This is a genomic window from Amycolatopsis sp. NPDC114505 (assembly GCF_055633615.1).
In genome coordinates this window covers 544,683-557,535 of the sequence record NZ_JBVKDV010000001.1, presented here as the reverse complement: position 1 = coordinate 557,535, position 12,853 = coordinate 544,683, and the positions used below count along the sequence as shown (strand labels likewise).

Sequence of the window (12,853 nt, the reverse complement as noted above, 5' to 3'; positions counted from 1 at the left end):
AGCGATGAACGCCCAGAACGACGCGACGGTCGAGGCCTTGCCTACGGCTTACGCGCGGGCTCGCTTCGTCCGGGACTCGCCGACCAAGGTGCGCCGGGTGATCGAGCTCATCAAGGGACGTAGCGCCGCCGACGCCTTGGCCGTGCTCCGGTTCGCCCCGCAGGCGGCCAGCGAGCCGGTCGCGAAGGTGCTCGCCAGCGCCGTGGCCAACGCCGAGAACAACCTTCAGCTGGACCCGGACACCCTCTGGGTCAAGAACGCGTACGCCGACGAGGGCCCGACCCTCAAGCGGATCCGCCCGCGGGCCCAGGGCCGTGCGTACCGGATCCGCAAGCGGACCAGCCACATCACCGTCGAGGTGGAGTCGCGTCCGGCCGTCGCGCCGAAGGCTCAGAGCAAGAAGAAGGCAGGTGGCCGGTAGTGGGCCAGAAGATCAACCCGCACGGTTTCCGCCTGGGTATCACCACGGACTGGAAGTCGCGCTGGTACGCCGACAAGCAGTACGCCGAGTACGTGGCCGAGGACGTCAAGATCCGCAAGCTGCTGGCGACGGGCATGGAGCGCGCCGGCATCTCCAAGGTCGAGATCGAGCGCACCCGTGACCGCGTCCGCGTCGACATCCACACCGCCCGGCCGGGCATCGTCATCGGCCGTCGCGGCGCGGAGGCCGACCGGATCCGCGGCGCGCTGGAGAAGCTGACCAAGAAGCAGGTCCAGCTGAACATCCTCGAGGTCAAGAACCCCGAGGCCGACGCCCAGCTGGTCGCCCAGGCGGTCGCGGAGCAGCTTTCCAACCGTGTGGCGTTCCGCCGCGCGATGCGGAAGGCGATCCAGACCTCCATGCGCTCGCCGCAGGTCAAGGGCATCCGCGTGCAGTGCGGCGGTCGTCTCGGCGGTGCCGAGATGTCCCGCTCCGAGCACTACCGCGATGGCCGCGTCCCGCTGCACACGCTGCGCGCCGACATCGACTACGGCTTCTTCGAGGCCAAGACGACGTTCGGTCGCATCGGCGTCAAGGTGTGGATCTACAAGGGTGAGCTCGTCGGTGGCCTGAAGGCTCGCGAGGCCCGCGACGCCGCCGAGCGCGCGCCGCGTCGCGACCGCGACCGCAGCGACCGGCCGTCCCGTCCGCGTCGTTCCGGCGCCTCGGGCACGACCGCCACCTCGACCGAAGCCGGCCGCGCCGCCGCTGCCGCCACGACCGAGGCGGCCCCGGCCACCGAGACCGCAGAAAAGACGGAGGGCTGAGACGTGCTCATCCCGCGCAGGGTCAAGCACCGGAAGCAGCACTCCCCGAAGCGCCACGGCGCCGCCAAGGGTGGCACGAAGGTCAGCTTCGGCGAGTACGGCATCCAGGCGCTTGAGCACAGCTACGTGACGAACCGGCAGATCGAGTCCGCTCGTATCGCCATGACCCGTCACATCAAGCGTGGCGGCAAGGTGTGGACGACCATCTACCCGGACCGCCCGCTGACGAAGAAGCCGGCCGAAACCCGCATGGGTTCCGGTAAGGGTTCGCCCGAGTGGTGGATCGCCAACGTGAAGCCGGGCCGCGTGATGTTCGAGATCTCGTTCCCGAACGAGGAGACCGCCCGTGAGGCCCTCCGTCGCGCGATCCACAAGCTGCCCATGAAGTGCCGCATCGTGACCCGTGAAGGTGGTGAGTTCTGATGGCGAACGCTGGTGCTCTGGCATCGGAGCTGCGTGAGCTCACCGCGGAAGAGCTCGTCCTGCGTCTGAAGGAATACAAGGAGGAGCTCTTCAACCTCCGCTTCCAGATGGCGACCGGGCAGCTCGACAACAACCGCCGTCTGCGCACCGTCCGCACGGACATCGCGCGGATCTACACGGTCATGCGCGAGCGCGAACTCGGCCTGTCCGTTGCCCCCGACGCCGAGAGTGAAGGTGCCGCATGAGCGAGCCCACCACCGAGACGCCGGCCCGGAACGACCGCAAGGTCCGCGAGGGCTACGTGGTCTCGGACAAGATGAACAAGACGATCGTGGTCGAGCTCGAGGACCGCAAGAAGCACCCCCGTTACTCGAAGGTTCTCCGCAGCACCACCAAGGTCAAGGTGCACGACGAGAACAACGAGGCGGGCGTGGGCGACCGGGTCACCCTGATGGAGACCCGCCCGCTGTCGGCGACGAAGCGGTGGCGCCTGGTGCAGATCGTGGAGAAGGCCAAGTAAGCAGGGCTCTTTCAGAGTTCTTAGTTCCGCAAGGCTCGCTCGTCGGGGCGAGAACCGGCGCGACATACAGGAGTTGACGTGATCCAGCAGGAGTCGCGGCTTCGGGTAGCCGACAACACGGGTGCGAAGGAAATCCTCTGCATCCGCGTTCTCGGTGGCTCTGGGCGGCGCTACGCCGGCATCGGCGACATCATCGTCGCCACCGTGAAGGACGCCATCCCGGCCGCCGGGGTGAAGAAGGGCGATGTCGTCAAGGCTGTCATCGTCCGCACGGTCAAGGAGCGTCGTCGTCCGGACGGTTCCTACATCCGGTTCGACGAGAACGCCGCCGTGCTCATCAAGAACGACAACGAGCCCCGCGGGACCCGCATCTTCGGCCCGGTGGGCCGCGAGCTGCGCGACCGAAAGTTCATGAAGATCATTTCGCTCGCGCCGGAGGTCTTGTGATGAAGGTGAAGAAGGGCGACACGGTCGTCGTCATCGCCGGCAAGGACAAGGGCGCCAAGGGCAAGGTCATCCAGGCTTACCCCGAGCGCGACCGCGTGCTGGTCGAGGGCGTGAACCGGATCAAGAAGCACACGCGGATCACCCAGACCCAGCGCGGCGCGCAGTCCGGTGGCATCGTCACGCAGGAGGCGCCCATCCACGTCTCGAACGTGATGGTCGTCGACTCGGACGGCAAGCCGTCCCGGGTGGGTTACCGCATCGGCGAGGACGGCAAGAAGGTCCGGATCTCGCGCCGGAACGGTAAGGACATCTGATGACCACCGCAGAGAAGGTCGCGCCGCGCCTCAAGGTGCGCTACCGCGAAGAGATCAAGGGCCAGCTGCAGGCGGAGTTCTCCTTCGTCAACGTCCACCAGATCCCGGGCGTCGTGAAGGTCGTCGTGAACATGGGCGTCGGCGACGCCGCCCGCGACAGCAAGCTGATCGAGGGTGCGGTCAAGGACCTCGCCCTGATCACCGGCCAGAAGCCCGAGGTTCGCAAGGCCCGCAAGTCCATCGCGCAGTTCAAGCTGCGCGAGGGTCAGCCGATCGGTGCGCGCGTCACGCTGCGCGGCGACCGCATGTGGGAGTTCCTCGACCGGCTGCTGACCATCGCGCTGCCGCGTATCCGCGACTTCCGCGGGCTTTCGCCCAAGCAGTTCGACGGCCACGGCAACTACACGTTCGGTCTCAACGAGCAGTCGATGTTCCACGAGATCGACCCTGACTCCATCGACCGCCCGCGCGGCATGGACGTCACCGTCGTCACGACCGCCACGAACGACGACGAGGGCCGGGCGCTGCTGCGCAAGCTCGGCTTCCCGTTCAAGGAGAACTGAGCCGATGGCCAAGAAAGCACTGGTCCACAAGGCCGCGAAGAAGCCGAAGTTCGCCGTGCGCGCCTACACCCGCTGCCAGCGGTGCGGCCGGCCGCACGCCGTGTTCCGCAAGTTCGGTCTCTGCCGGATCTGCCTTCGCGAGATGGCGCACGCGGGCGAGCTGCCCGGGGTCCGCAAGTCCAGCTGGTAGAAGCGTTCTTCATCTTTAACTCCCACTTCGCCACAGGCCCCGCCGCCCGCACTCCGGGCGGCGGGGAACCAGGCGAGAAAGGTTGACAGGTCACCATGACGATGACCGACCCGATCGCAGACTTCTTGACCCGTCTGCGTAACGCGAACTCGGCGTACCACGACGAGGTCGTGCTTCCCCACTCGAAGCTCAAGGCGAACATCGCGGAGATCCTCAAGCGCGAGGGTTACATCGCGAGCTACCGCGACGAGCCGGGCGAGAAGCACAAGAACCTGATCGTCGAGCTCAAGTACGGCCCCAACCGTGAGCGGAGCATCGCCGGCCTCCGGCGCGTCTCCAAGCCCGGTCTGCGGGTCTACGCAAAATCGACCGAACTGCCGTCCGTTCTCGGTGGCCTCGGCGTCGCGATCATCTCGACGTCTTCGGGGCTGCAGACGGACCGTCAGGCCAAGCGAAACAGCGTGGGCGGCGAAGTCCTCGCCTACGTCTGGTAAGGAAGGGGGCACAGACATGTCACGCATCGGAAAGCTGCCGGTCGCCGTCCCCTCCGGGGTCGAGGTGACCATCGACGGTCAGCGCATCAGCGTCAAGGGCCCCAAGGGGACCCTGGAGCACACCATCGCCGAGCCGATCACGGTCGAGCGCGACGACGACGGAACACTGCTGGTCAAGCGCCCGGATGACGAGCGCACCAGCAAGGCCCTGCACGGCCTCACCCGCACCCTGGTGAACAACCTGGTCGTCGGTGTGACCGCGGGCTACGAGAAGAAGCTCGAGATCCACGGTGTCGGTTACCGCGTGCAGGCGAAGGGTTCGGACCTCGAGTTCGCCCTCGGCTACTCGCACCCGGTGAAGATCGAGGCTCCGGAGGGCATCACCTTCAAGGTGGAGACCCCGACCCGGTTCTCGGTCTCCGGTATCGACAAGCAGAAGGTCGGCCAGATCTCGGCCGTCATCCGCAAGCTGCGGCGCCCGGACCCCTACAAGGGCAAGGGCCTGCGCTACGAGGGTGAGAAGATCCGCCGCAAGGTCGGAAAGACGGGTAAGTGATCATGAGCGACACGACTACGAAGCGCAAGCCGGTGGGCAAGGACATCTCGACCCGCCGCCGCGTCGCGAAGGCCCGTCGGCACTTCCGGCTCCGCAAGAAGGTTTCGGGCACCGAGCAGCGTCCCCGCCTGGTCGTCAAGCGGTCCTCGCGGCACATCGCCGTGCAGGTCATCGACGACCTCGCCGGCCACACGCTGGCCTCGGCGTCCACCCTCGAGGCGGACCTCCGGTCGTTCGACGGTGACAAGAAGGCCAAGGCCGCCAAGGTCGGGGAACTCGTCGCCGAACGTGCGAAGAACGCCGGGATCACGGCTGTGGTGTTCGACCGTGGGGGCAACGCCTACCACGGCCGCATCGCCGCGCTCGCCGACGCCGCCCGTGAGGCGGGGTTGGAGTTCTGACGATGCAGAAGCTTGTTAACGGAAGGAAAGCCTGATGCCGGGACGTACACGGCAATTCGGCGGCGGACAGGGCGGACCCGGCGGACAGGGCGGCAACGACCGCAATGACCGTCGCGGTGGCGGCCGGGACCGGCGCGACAGCGGCCGTGGCGGGGCCGGCCAGGACAAGACCCCGCACCTCGAGAAGGTCGTGACGATCAACCGCGTCGCCAAGGTCGTCAAGGGTGGTCGTCGCTTCAGCTTCACCGCCCTCGTCGTCGTCGGTGACGGCGACGGTCAGGTCGGCGTCGGCTACGGCAAGGCCAAGGAAGTTCCCGCGGCCATCGCCAAGGGCGTCGAGGAAGCGAAGAAGAACTTCTTCCGCGTCCCGCGCGTCGGCGGCACCATTCCCCACCCGATCCAGGGTGAGGAAGCCGCCGGTGTCGTGCTGCTCCGTCCGGCTTCCGCCGGTACCGGCGTCATCGCCGGTGGCCCGGTGCGCGCCGTGCTGGAGTGCGCGGGTGTCCACGACGTGCTGTCGAAGTCGCTCGGCTCCGACAACGCGATCAACATCGTGCACGCGACCGTGGCGGCCCTGAAGGGTCTGCAGCGTCCCGAAGAGGTCGCGGCCCGCCGCGGTCTCCCGCTCGAGGACGTCGCGCCGGCTCGGATGCTGCGCCAGCGCGCGGGTCAGGGGTCCTGACATGGCTCAGCTCAAGGTCACCCAGGTCAAGAGCAAGATCGGCACGAAGCACGCTCACCGCGAGTCGCTGCGCACCCTCGGGCTGCGCAAGATCCGCCAGAGCGTCGTGCGTGAGGACACCTCCCAGGTTCGCGGCCTGATCCACACCGTCCGCCACCTGGTGGAGGTCGAGGAGGTCCAGTCATGACGGCCATCAAGATCCACCACCTGCGCCCGGCTCCGGGCTCGAAGCGCGAGAAGATGCGCGTCGGCCGTGGTGAGGGTTCGAAGGGCAAGACCGCCGGTCGCGGTACGAAGGGCACCAAGGCCCGGAAGAACGTGCCCGCCGGGTTCGAGGGTGGGCAGATGCCCATCCACATGCGGCTCCCGAAGCTTCGCGGCTTCAAGAACCGCTTCCGCACCGAGTACCAGCCGGTGAACGTGGGCGACATCGCCCGCGTCTTCCCGGACGGTGGCAAGGTCGGTGCCGAGGAGCTCGCCGCCGCGGGTCTCGTCCGCAAGGGCAAGCTCGTCAAGGTGCTCGGCAACGGTGACGTCGACGGCGTCAAGCTCGACGTGACCGCCGACGGTTTCTCCGGCTCCGCCAAGGAGAAGCTCGAAGCGGCCGGTGGCTCCGCCACCACCAACTGAGCTGAATCTCGTCCGAAGGCCCGTCTGGTTCGCCAGGCGGGCCTTCGGCGTTCCCGGATTCGCTTGTGGTGGCCCCGGTCCGCCGGAAGGATCGGCGGAATGGCTCCCCCTCGCCGGCCGATCCGCCTCGGCCCCTTCGCGCCGGTGTTCACCGCGCTCGCGTTCACGCTGACGGTCCTGGGAACGTTCCTGCCGTTCTTCCGCACCGAGCAGACGGTGGGGCTGGAGCCGTCCGGGATCGCGCGGACGACGGTGCGGGCCTGGCGGATCGACTTCACGTTCCCGGGCCAGGGGGAGCTCAGCTCGCCATCGGTGCCCTTGGGGCTGCCGCTCCTGCTGGCGAGCGCGCTCCTCCTGGTGGCGGGGATCCTCGGCATCCGCCAGTCGGTGACGGGCCGCCCGTCCGCGGCCACGCGCCGGACGACGCTGCTGGGAGCGGCGTTCCTGGCGGGAGTGGTGTGCACGATCGCCGTGCATGGCGCCCGCGGGCTGTTCGACGACAGCGCGCCGGAGACGGAGACAACGCCGATGGCCGGCATGTGGATCCTGGCGGCGGCGGTCTTGGCCGCAGCGGTATCGGCGGTGCTGGGCCACCAACGGGTCGCGACGGGCCGCCCGGAGTGGGCGGACCCCGAGGCCGCGTACGCGGACACGACAACACCACCGTCGGGCGTCGTGATCACGGTCCTGCCCCCGGACGGCGACTGACCGGACAGGTTCCTTGCCGCGGCGCGGATCCGGACGGAGGATCACAGGGTGGACAGACCGTCGCAGAAGCCGCCCGAGCGCCCCGACCCGCCATCCGAGGCGGGGGAGTCGCCGCTGAGCTTCCCGGTCGAGGCCCCGAAGCTCGCGGGCGTGGAGCCGGGCGCGGGGGAGCCGCTCAGCTTCCCGGCGGAGGTCGCACCGTCTGTGGGGTCGGGGGAGGCGGCGGACCCGCTGGCGTTCCCGGCGGAGGCGGCATCGAGGACGGGTGAGCCGCTGGTCTTCCCGGCTGCGGCGGCACCCGCGGCGGGACACACAGATCCGCTCGACTTTCCGGCGCCGGCCCCGCCGAGCGCGGACCCGCTGGCCTTCCCGGCGGAAGCGGCACCGGGCCCGGCCGCGGCCACCGCGGCACCCACCGATCCGCTCGACTTTCCGGCGCCTGCTCCGCTGAGCGCGGGCCCGCTGGCCTTTCCGGCGGAGGCCGCATCACCGCCCGCGAATCCGCTGGCCTTCCCGGCGGAAGCGGCACCGCGCCCGGCCGCGGCCACCGCGGCACCCACCGATCCGCTCGACTTCCCAGCACAGGCCCCGCCCACAGCCCCACAACCCTTCCCAGCCCAACCCGCGCAGCTGCCGTACCCGGTCGCCGAGCTGCCCGGCTCGGTCACCGCCATCCCGGCTCCGGTCCCAACCCCCGTCCCGGCGGCCCCCGACCCCGCACCCACCCCGGCCACCGAAGCCACCACCTCCTCCGGCTTCCTCCGCTTCCTCCCACCGGTCCTCACCGCGGTAGCCGCGCTCATGACCGCCGGGGGCGTCTTCCTCCCTCTCTTCCGGCTGCAGGAGCACGTCACCGTCCGGCAGCGGTTCTTCGAAGCCCAGCTCACCGTCACCCAGACCGCCTGGGGAAGCCGCGTCGACATTCCCAGGCAGGATGCCGTCGACCAAGCTGCCCCGCCCGTCGGTATTCCGCTGGTCCTCGCCGTTCTCGTCCTGGCCGTCGCCGCTTTCACGGCCTTCTCGCGGCCCGGTCGCGGGGACGGCCGGTGGCTGATCGCCGCGGCGGCGCTCTTCACCGCCGGTGTCGTCAGCACCGTCGGCATGATCGGGCCCGGGTGGGCCGCCATGGCGGACGGCATGGACCTCGAGGTCATCACCGCGGCCGGCATGTGGCTGCTGATCGGGGCCACCCTGCTGGCGGCCGTCGCGGCCGTGCTCGCGTACCTGCCCGCCTGGCGGCGCGCCGGCGAAAGCTGGGCCGATCCCACGCTCGCCTACGCCGACACCCCGACCCCGCCCACCGGCGTCGCCATCACGGTGCTTCCCCCGGAAGAGCCCGGACCCGAACAACCAGGACAACCCGGATAACCCGCTCGCCTCCGGGGTTACCGTGAGAACCATGACGTGGCTGCTGGTCTTCTTCGGGGCGTCCGTGCTCATCGCGCTTACGCCAGGGGCGAACAACCTGCTCGGTCTCCACCACGGGATGACGCACGGTGTTCGCCGCGGCCTCGCCGGGCTGGGCGGCCGGCTGGCCGCGTTCACCCTGCTGATCACCGCCGTGGCGGCCGGGCTCGGGCAGCTGCTGGCCGCGTCCGAGACCGCCCTCACGATCATTAAATGGGCCGGCGCCGCCTACCTGCTCTACCTCGGCGTGCGGATCCTGTGGTCGACCTTCCGGCACAAGGGCGACGAATCGGGCACCCCCGAAACGAAGGCCGAACCGGCGACGGCGTGGCGGGTCGCGCGCAAGGAGTTCGGCGTCGCGATCACCAACCCGAAGGCGATCCTCATCTTCACCGCGTTCGTCCCGCAGTTCATCGACGCAGGTCACGGGCCATTTTCGGCCCAGATCGCCCTGCTCGGCGCGGTCTACCTGCTGGCCGAGTTCCTGGCCGGCTCGGTGTACGTCGGGGTCGGCGCCGCGGTGAAGTCGATCGAGCTCACGCGGCGGGCGCGGCGCAACGTCGATCGCGGCACCGGTGTGGTCCTCGTCGGGCTGGCCGGCGTGCTCGCGACGTCGACCGCCTGAACCGGATCTTGTGGCCCTGTGTCAAGGATTACGGGCAAGCCGGCGATGTGGATCAACCCGCCGGAGCAACCTTGGTACGGAAAACGCACACGCACTGCGGACACGCCCTGTGAAGCTGTTAGAGTCGGCGACACGCTTCGGGACGAGTGTGCCCCGAAGCGTTCCTGGCTTGCGTGCCAGTAGTGCTGTGTGTTCCCGCCGGCCACCCGTGCCGGCCAAGCCGATCGTCGGTTGAGGACGGCCGACGACGCCGAGGAGGTCCCCCGCGTGTTCAGCGCCTTCCGCTCGGCTCTCGCGACGCCGGATCTACGCAAGAAGATCCTGTTCACGCTAGCCATCGTCGCGGTCTACCGAATCGGTGCGACCATTCCGGCACCCGGGATCTCCTACGGGGCGGTACAGGCCTGTAGTTCCCAGGCGCAGCAGGAAGGCGTCTACCAGCTGCTGAACCTGTTCAGCGGCGGTGCGCTGCTGCAGCTGTCGCTCTTCTCGACCGGCATCATGCCGTACATCACGGCGAGCATCATCATCCAGCTGCTGACCGTGGTCATCCCGCGGTTCGAGGAGCTGAAGAAGGAAGGCCAGTCCGGCCAGGGCAAGCTGACCCAGTACACCCGGTACCTGACGGTCGCGCTGGCGATCCTGCAGGCCACCGGCGTGGTCGCGCTCGCGGACCGCAAGCAGCTCTTCCCGGACTGCGACCAGCCGATCATCCCGGACAACAGCGTCTACTCGCTCGCCATCATCGTCATCACCATGACCGCGGGCACCGCCGTCATGATGTGGCTGGGTGAGCTGATCACCGAGCGCGGCGTCGGCAACGGCATGTCCGTCCTGATCTTCCTGAACATCGCCGCGCGCATCCCGGTCGAGGGCGGCAACATCCTCAGCAACGGCGGTGGCGTCGCGCTGACGATGATCTGCGTCTTCGGCCTCGTGATCATCGCGAGCGTCATCTTCGTCGAGCAGGGGCAGCGCCGGATCCCGGTGCAGTACGCCAAGCGCATGATCGGCCGCCGGATGTACGGCGGCACGTCGACCTACCTGCCGATCAAGGTGAACCAGGCCGGCGTCATCCCGGTCATCTTCGCGTCGTCCCTGCTGTACCTGCCGGACCTGATCAGCCGCCTCGTCGGCGACCAGAACGCCAACTCCGGCTGGCAGGTCTTCATCAAGAACTACATCGTGAACCAGTCCAGCTGGGTGCACATCGCGCTGTACTTCGCGCTGATCATCTTCTTCACGTACTTCTACATCACGATCACGTTCAACGTGGACGAGCGCGCGGACGAGATGAAGAAGTTCGGTGGCTTCATCCCGGGCATCCGCCCGGGCCGTCCCACCGCGGAGTACCTGAGCTTCGTGCTCGGCCGGATCACCCTTCCGGGTTCGCTGTACCTGGGCATCATCGCGATTCTTCCGAACTTCTTCCTGTCGGTGACCGGTAGCGGGAACAACCAGAACTTCCCGTTCGGTGGCACGGCTGTGCTGATCATGGTCGGTGTCGGGCTCGACACCGTGAAGCAGATCGAAAGCCAGCTGATGCAGCGCAACTACGAAGGGTTCTTGAAGTGACGCGGCTGGTTCTCGTCGGTCCGCCAGGCGCGGGCAAAGGTACGCAGGCGGAGGCTCTGTCGGAGCAGCTGCGCATCCCGCACATCTCCACGGGTGAACTGTTCCGCGCGCACGTCGGCCAGGAGACCCCGCTGGGCCAGGAAGCCAAGCGCTACATGGACTCGGGCGAGCTCGTGCCCGACTCGGTGACGAACGAAATGGTCCGCGAGCGGCTGGCGGAGCCGGACGCGAAGGTCGGCTTCCTGCTCGACGGCTTCCCCCGCAACACCAAGCAGGCCGAGGTGCTCGGCGAGATCCTCGGCGACGCCGACGTCTCGCTCGACGCCGTGATCCAGCTGCAGGTGCCGGAGGACGTCGTGGTCGCGCGGCTCATGTCGCGCGGCCGCGCGGACGACACCGAAGAGGTCATCCGCCGCCGTCAGCAGATCTACGTGTCCGAGACCGCGCCGCTGCTGGAGTACTACGCCGGCATCCTGGTGACCGTCGACGGCGTCGGCAGTGTCGAGGAGATCTCCGGCCGGGTGCTGAAAGCGCTGCGCGACCGCACGTGAATCTCGGAGGATTGCGTGTTCTGCAAGTGCTCCGGCGTGGGCGCATGATCGAGGTCAAGACCCCGGACGAGCTGCAGGCGATGCGGGCCGCGGGCCTCGTCGTCGCCCGTACGCTGGCGGCCGTCCGCGCCACCGCGAAACCGGGCGTCAGCACGGCCGAGCTCGACGAGCTGGCCGAGCAGACGATCCGGGACGCGGGCGCGGTGCCGTCCTTCAAGGGCTACCACGGCTTCCCGGCGTCGATCTGCGCGTCGGTGAACGAGCAGATCGTCCACGGCATCCCGGCGAAGACCCAGGTGCTGGCCGACGGCGACATCATCTCCGTCGACTGCGGGGCGATCCTCGACGGCTGGCACGGCGACTCCGCCGTCACGCTGGCCATCGGTGACGTCTCCGGCGCCGACCTGGCGCTGTCCGCGGCGACCGAAGCGGCGATGTGGGCCGGCATCGAGGCGGTCAGCGCCGGCGGCCGGTTGACCGACATCTCCTACGCCGTCCAGTCGGCCGCCGAACGCGCGGGCCGCGACGACGGCATCGAGTACGGGATGATCGTCGAGTACGGCGGTCACGGCATCGGGCGCCAGATGCACATGGACCCGTTCCTGCCGAACATCGGCAAGCCGGGCAAGGGCCCGCGGCTGAAGCCCGGCATGGCGCTGGCGATCGAGCCGATGCTGACCGGCGGCGGCGGCGAAACCCGCGAGCTGGACGACGGCTGGACGGTCGTCACGGCCGACGGCTCCCGCGCGGCCCACTGGGAGCACACGGTGGCGATCACCGAAGAAGGCCCCTGGGTTCTCACCGCTCCTGAAGAGGCCTGACCTGCGGTTTCACCCTTCCGGGGTGATCGCGGTCACGGCAAGTTGAGCGTTCTCCTAGCATGGTTACCCCCAGTTTGGGGGTCGCGACACGGGTTGCGTACACTGTCAAGTCGGCGCACTTATCGTGCCCGGATCCTGCGCGCTCGTGAATTCACGGTCTTGGGAGTCGGGCACCAGTGTGCCGACGTTCCACCCAGACAGGCACTCGTGCTCAACTGATCACACAGTGTAGCGATAGTGTAGCGACAGGAAATGCGGAGGACATGGCGAAGAAAGACGGGGCCATCGAGGTCGAAGGCCGCGTAGTCGAGCCGCTCCCCAACGCGATGTTCCGCGTCGAGTTGGAGAACGGTCACAAGGTCCTGGCACACATCAGCGGCAAGATGCGGCAGCACTACATCCGCATCCTGCCGGAGGACAGGGTTGTCGTGGAGCTCTCGCCCTACGACCTCTCTCGTGGTCGCATCGTCTACCGCTACAAGTGATCACGAAGAGCAGCTCAGAAGCAGGAGAGCAGAAGACGTGAAGGTCCAGCCGAGCGTCAAGAAGATCTGCGACAAGTGCAAGGTGATCCGCCGTCACGGCCGGATCATGGTGATCTGCGAGAACCTGCGGCACAAGCAGCGGCAGGGCTGATCGCTGAACCTTATTTTGGTTAGGACGGCGCTACGGACCGCAGGTCACCTGCCTGTGGTCAC

The 12,853-nt window shown here is 68.2% G+C and carries 23 protein-coding genes; all 23 read left to right on the top strand.

Translation table 11 applies throughout. The features are described 5' to 3' along the window. The first annotated feature begins 4 nt into the window (after positions 1-4). The 23 genes from rplV (at position 5) to rpmJ (ending at position 12,791) form a co-directional block, all read left to right on the top strand. Positions 5-421, top strand: coding sequence for a 50S ribosomal protein L22 (gene rplV / locus ACZ7OU_RS02785; protein ID WP_470239520.1), 417 nt, complete (start codon positions 5-7; stop codon positions 419-421). Further along, positions 421-1,248: a 30S ribosomal protein S3 gene (rpsC, locus tag ACZ7OU_RS02780; protein ID WP_086842942.1), complete on the top strand. Its 828-nt coding sequence runs from the start codon at positions 421-423 to the stop codon at positions 1,246-1,248. The genes rplV and rpsC overlap by 1 nt, the downstream gene beginning before the upstream one ends. Positions 1,249-1,251: 3 nt before the next feature. Further along, the gene (gene rplP / locus ACZ7OU_RS02775) at positions 1,252-1,671 is read left to right on the top strand and encodes a 50S ribosomal protein L16 (RefSeq protein ID WP_004558864.1); all 420 of its coding nucleotides are present in this window, start codon (positions 1,252-1,254) and stop codon (positions 1,669-1,671) included. Beyond that, positions 1,671-1,916, top strand: coding sequence for a 50S ribosomal protein L29 (gene rpmC, locus ACZ7OU_RS02770; protein WP_086675500.1), 246 nt, complete (start codon positions 1,671-1,673; stop codon positions 1,914-1,916). Before rplP ends, rpmC begins: the two co-directional genes overlap by 1 nt. Next, on the top strand, positions 1,913-2,191 hold the full coding sequence (gene rpsQ, locus ACZ7OU_RS02765; protein WP_086675499.1) for a 30S ribosomal protein S17: 279 nt from the start codon (positions 1,913-1,915) through the stop codon (positions 2,189-2,191). Before rpmC ends, rpsQ begins: the two co-directional genes overlap by 4 nt. Before the next feature lie 78 nt (positions 2,192-2,269). Beyond that, positions 2,270-2,638, top strand: coding sequence for a 50S ribosomal protein L14 (rplN, locus tag ACZ7OU_RS02760; protein ID WP_004558867.1), 369 nt, complete (start codon positions 2,270-2,272; stop codon positions 2,636-2,638). After that, positions 2,638-2,952 (top strand): 50S ribosomal protein L24, encoded by a 315-nt coding sequence (gene rplX, locus ACZ7OU_RS02755; RefSeq protein WP_086675498.1) that lies wholly within the window; start codon positions 2,638-2,640, stop codon positions 2,950-2,952. Before rplN ends, rplX begins: the two co-directional genes overlap by 1 nt. Then, positions 2,952-3,515: a 50S ribosomal protein L5 gene (gene rplE, locus ACZ7OU_RS02750; RefSeq protein WP_284745391.1), complete on the top strand. Its 564-nt coding sequence runs from the start codon at positions 2,952-2,954 to the stop codon at positions 3,513-3,515. The genes rplX and rplE overlap by 1 nt, the downstream gene beginning before the upstream one ends. A gap of 4 nt (positions 3,516-3,519) precedes the next feature. Continuing rightward, a complete protein-coding gene (locus ACZ7OU_RS02745) occupies positions 3,520-3,705 on the top strand; it encodes a type Z 30S ribosomal protein S14 (RefSeq protein WP_004558870.1) in 186 nt (61 codons plus the stop codon). 95 nt (positions 3,706-3,800) lie between these two features. Then, a complete protein-coding gene (gene rpsH / locus ACZ7OU_RS02740) occupies positions 3,801-4,199 on the top strand; it encodes a 30S ribosomal protein S8 (RefSeq protein WP_155548873.1) in 399 nt (132 codons plus the stop codon). A gap of 16 nt (positions 4,200-4,215) precedes the next feature. Beyond that, positions 4,216-4,755 carry a 50S ribosomal protein L6 gene (gene rplF / locus ACZ7OU_RS02735; RefSeq protein ID WP_470239519.1) on the top strand — a complete coding sequence of 180 codons (540 nt, stop codon included), beginning with the start codon at positions 4,216-4,218 and terminating at the stop codon, positions 4,753-4,755. Between the two features lie 2 nt (positions 4,756-4,757). Next, positions 4,758-5,156, top strand: a complete 399-nt coding sequence (rplR, locus tag ACZ7OU_RS02730; RefSeq protein WP_470239518.1) for a 50S ribosomal protein L18 — start codon at positions 4,758-4,760, stop codon at positions 5,154-5,156. A gap of 34 nt (positions 5,157-5,190) precedes the next feature. Continuing rightward, positions 5,191-5,838, top strand: a complete 648-nt coding sequence (gene rpsE, locus ACZ7OU_RS02725; RefSeq protein ID WP_470239517.1) for a 30S ribosomal protein S5 — start codon at positions 5,191-5,193, stop codon at positions 5,836-5,838. A gap of 1 nt (position 5,839) precedes the next feature. After that, positions 5,840-6,025 carry a 50S ribosomal protein L30 gene (gene rpmD / locus ACZ7OU_RS02720; RefSeq protein ID WP_470239516.1) on the top strand — a complete coding sequence of 62 codons (186 nt, stop codon included), beginning with the start codon at positions 5,840-5,842 and terminating at the stop codon, positions 6,023-6,025. After that, positions 6,022-6,468, top strand: coding sequence for a 50S ribosomal protein L15 (gene rplO, locus ACZ7OU_RS02715; RefSeq protein ID WP_470239515.1), 447 nt, complete (start codon positions 6,022-6,024; stop codon positions 6,466-6,468). Before rpmD ends, rplO begins: the two co-directional genes overlap by 4 nt. A gap of 99 nt (positions 6,469-6,567) precedes the next feature. Continuing rightward, on the top strand, positions 6,568-7,176 hold the full coding sequence (locus ACZ7OU_RS02710) for a hypothetical protein (protein WP_470254029.1): 609 nt from the start codon (positions 6,568-6,570) through the stop codon (positions 7,174-7,176). A gap of 48 nt (positions 7,177-7,224) precedes the next feature. After that, on the top strand, positions 7,225-8,544 hold the full coding sequence (locus ACZ7OU_RS02705; RefSeq protein WP_470254028.1) for a hypothetical protein: 1,320 nt from the start codon (positions 7,225-7,227) through the stop codon (positions 8,542-8,544). 31 nt (positions 8,545-8,575) lie between these two features. Beyond that, a complete protein-coding gene (locus tag ACZ7OU_RS02700; RefSeq protein ID WP_470254027.1) occupies positions 8,576-9,208 on the top strand; it encodes a LysE family translocator in 633 nt (210 codons plus the stop codon). A 267-nt stretch (positions 9,209-9,475) separates the two neighbouring features. After that, a complete protein-coding gene (gene secY, locus ACZ7OU_RS02695; protein ID WP_470239511.1) occupies positions 9,476-10,783 on the top strand; it encodes a preprotein translocase subunit SecY in 1,308 nt (435 codons plus the stop codon). Further along, complete coding sequence (locus ACZ7OU_RS02690; RefSeq protein ID WP_470239510.1) at positions 10,780-11,334, top strand: adenylate kinase; 555 nt, start codon at positions 10,780-10,782, stop codon at positions 11,332-11,334. The genes secY and ACZ7OU_RS02690 overlap by 4 nt, the downstream gene beginning before the upstream one ends. A gap of 44 nt (positions 11,335-11,378) precedes the next feature. Next, positions 11,379-12,155: a type I methionyl aminopeptidase gene (gene map / locus ACZ7OU_RS02685; protein WP_470239509.1), complete on the top strand. Its 777-nt coding sequence runs from the start codon at positions 11,379-11,381 to the stop codon at positions 12,153-12,155. Positions 12,156-12,418: 263 nt separating this feature from the next. Next, on the top strand, positions 12,419-12,640 hold the full coding sequence (infA, locus tag ACZ7OU_RS02680; protein WP_004558881.1) for a translation initiation factor IF-1: 222 nt from the start codon (positions 12,419-12,421) through the stop codon (positions 12,638-12,640). 37 nt (positions 12,641-12,677) lie between these two features. Further along, on the top strand, positions 12,678-12,791 hold the full coding sequence (gene rpmJ, locus ACZ7OU_RS02675; RefSeq protein ID WP_004558882.1) for a 50S ribosomal protein L36: 114 nt from the start codon (positions 12,678-12,680) through the stop codon (positions 12,789-12,791). Positions 12,792-12,853: the final 62 nt, after the last annotated feature.

Bases quoted from the DNA above. Each gene is read 5' to 3' on its own strand.
- rplV (WP_470239520.1), top strand. From the start codon at position 5: ATGAACGCCCAGAACGACGCGACGGTCGAGGCCTTGCCTACGGCTTAC.
- rpmC (WP_086675500.1), top strand. From the start codon at position 1,671: ATGGCGAACGCTGGTGCTCTGGCATCGGAGCTGCGTGAGCTCACCGCG.
- rpsQ (WP_086675499.1), top strand. From the start codon at position 1,913: ATGAGCGAGCCCACCACCGAGACGCCGGCCCGGAACGACCGCAAGGTC.
- rplX (WP_086675498.1), top strand. From the start codon at position 2,638: ATGAAGGTGAAGAAGGGCGACACGGTCGTCGTCATCGCCGGCAAGGAC.
- rplE (WP_284745391.1), top strand. From the start codon at position 2,952: ATGACCACCGCAGAGAAGGTCGCGCCGCGCCTCAAGGTGCGCTACCGC.
- ACZ7OU_RS02745 (WP_004558870.1), top strand. From the start codon at position 3,520: ATGGCCAAGAAAGCACTGGTCCACAAGGCCGCGAAGAAGCCGAAGTTC.
- rpsH (WP_155548873.1), top strand. From the start codon at position 3,801: ATGACGATGACCGACCCGATCGCAGACTTCTTGACCCGTCTGCGTAAC.
- rplF (WP_470239519.1), top strand. From the start codon at position 4,216: ATGTCACGCATCGGAAAGCTGCCGGTCGCCGTCCCCTCCGGGGTCGAG.
- rplR (WP_470239518.1), top strand. From the start codon at position 4,758: ATGAGCGACACGACTACGAAGCGCAAGCCGGTGGGCAAGGACATCTCG.
- rpsE (WP_470239517.1), top strand. From the start codon at position 5,191: ATGCCGGGACGTACACGGCAATTCGGCGGCGGACAGGGCGGACCCGGC.
- rpmD (WP_470239516.1), top strand. From the start codon at position 5,840: ATGGCTCAGCTCAAGGTCACCCAGGTCAAGAGCAAGATCGGCACGAAG.
- rplO (WP_470239515.1), top strand. From the start codon at position 6,022: ATGACGGCCATCAAGATCCACCACCTGCGCCCGGCTCCGGGCTCGAAG.
- ACZ7OU_RS02710 (WP_470254029.1), top strand. From the start codon at position 6,568: ATGGCTCCCCCTCGCCGGCCGATCCGCCTCGGCCCCTTCGCGCCGGTG.
- ACZ7OU_RS02700 (WP_470254027.1), top strand. From the start codon at position 8,576: ATGACGTGGCTGCTGGTCTTCTTCGGGGCGTCCGTGCTCATCGCGCTT.
- map (WP_470239509.1), top strand. From the start codon at position 11,379: ATGATCGAGGTCAAGACCCCGGACGAGCTGCAGGCGATGCGGGCCGCG.
- infA (WP_004558881.1), top strand. From the start codon at position 12,419: ATGGCGAAGAAAGACGGGGCCATCGAGGTCGAAGGCCGCGTAGTCGAG.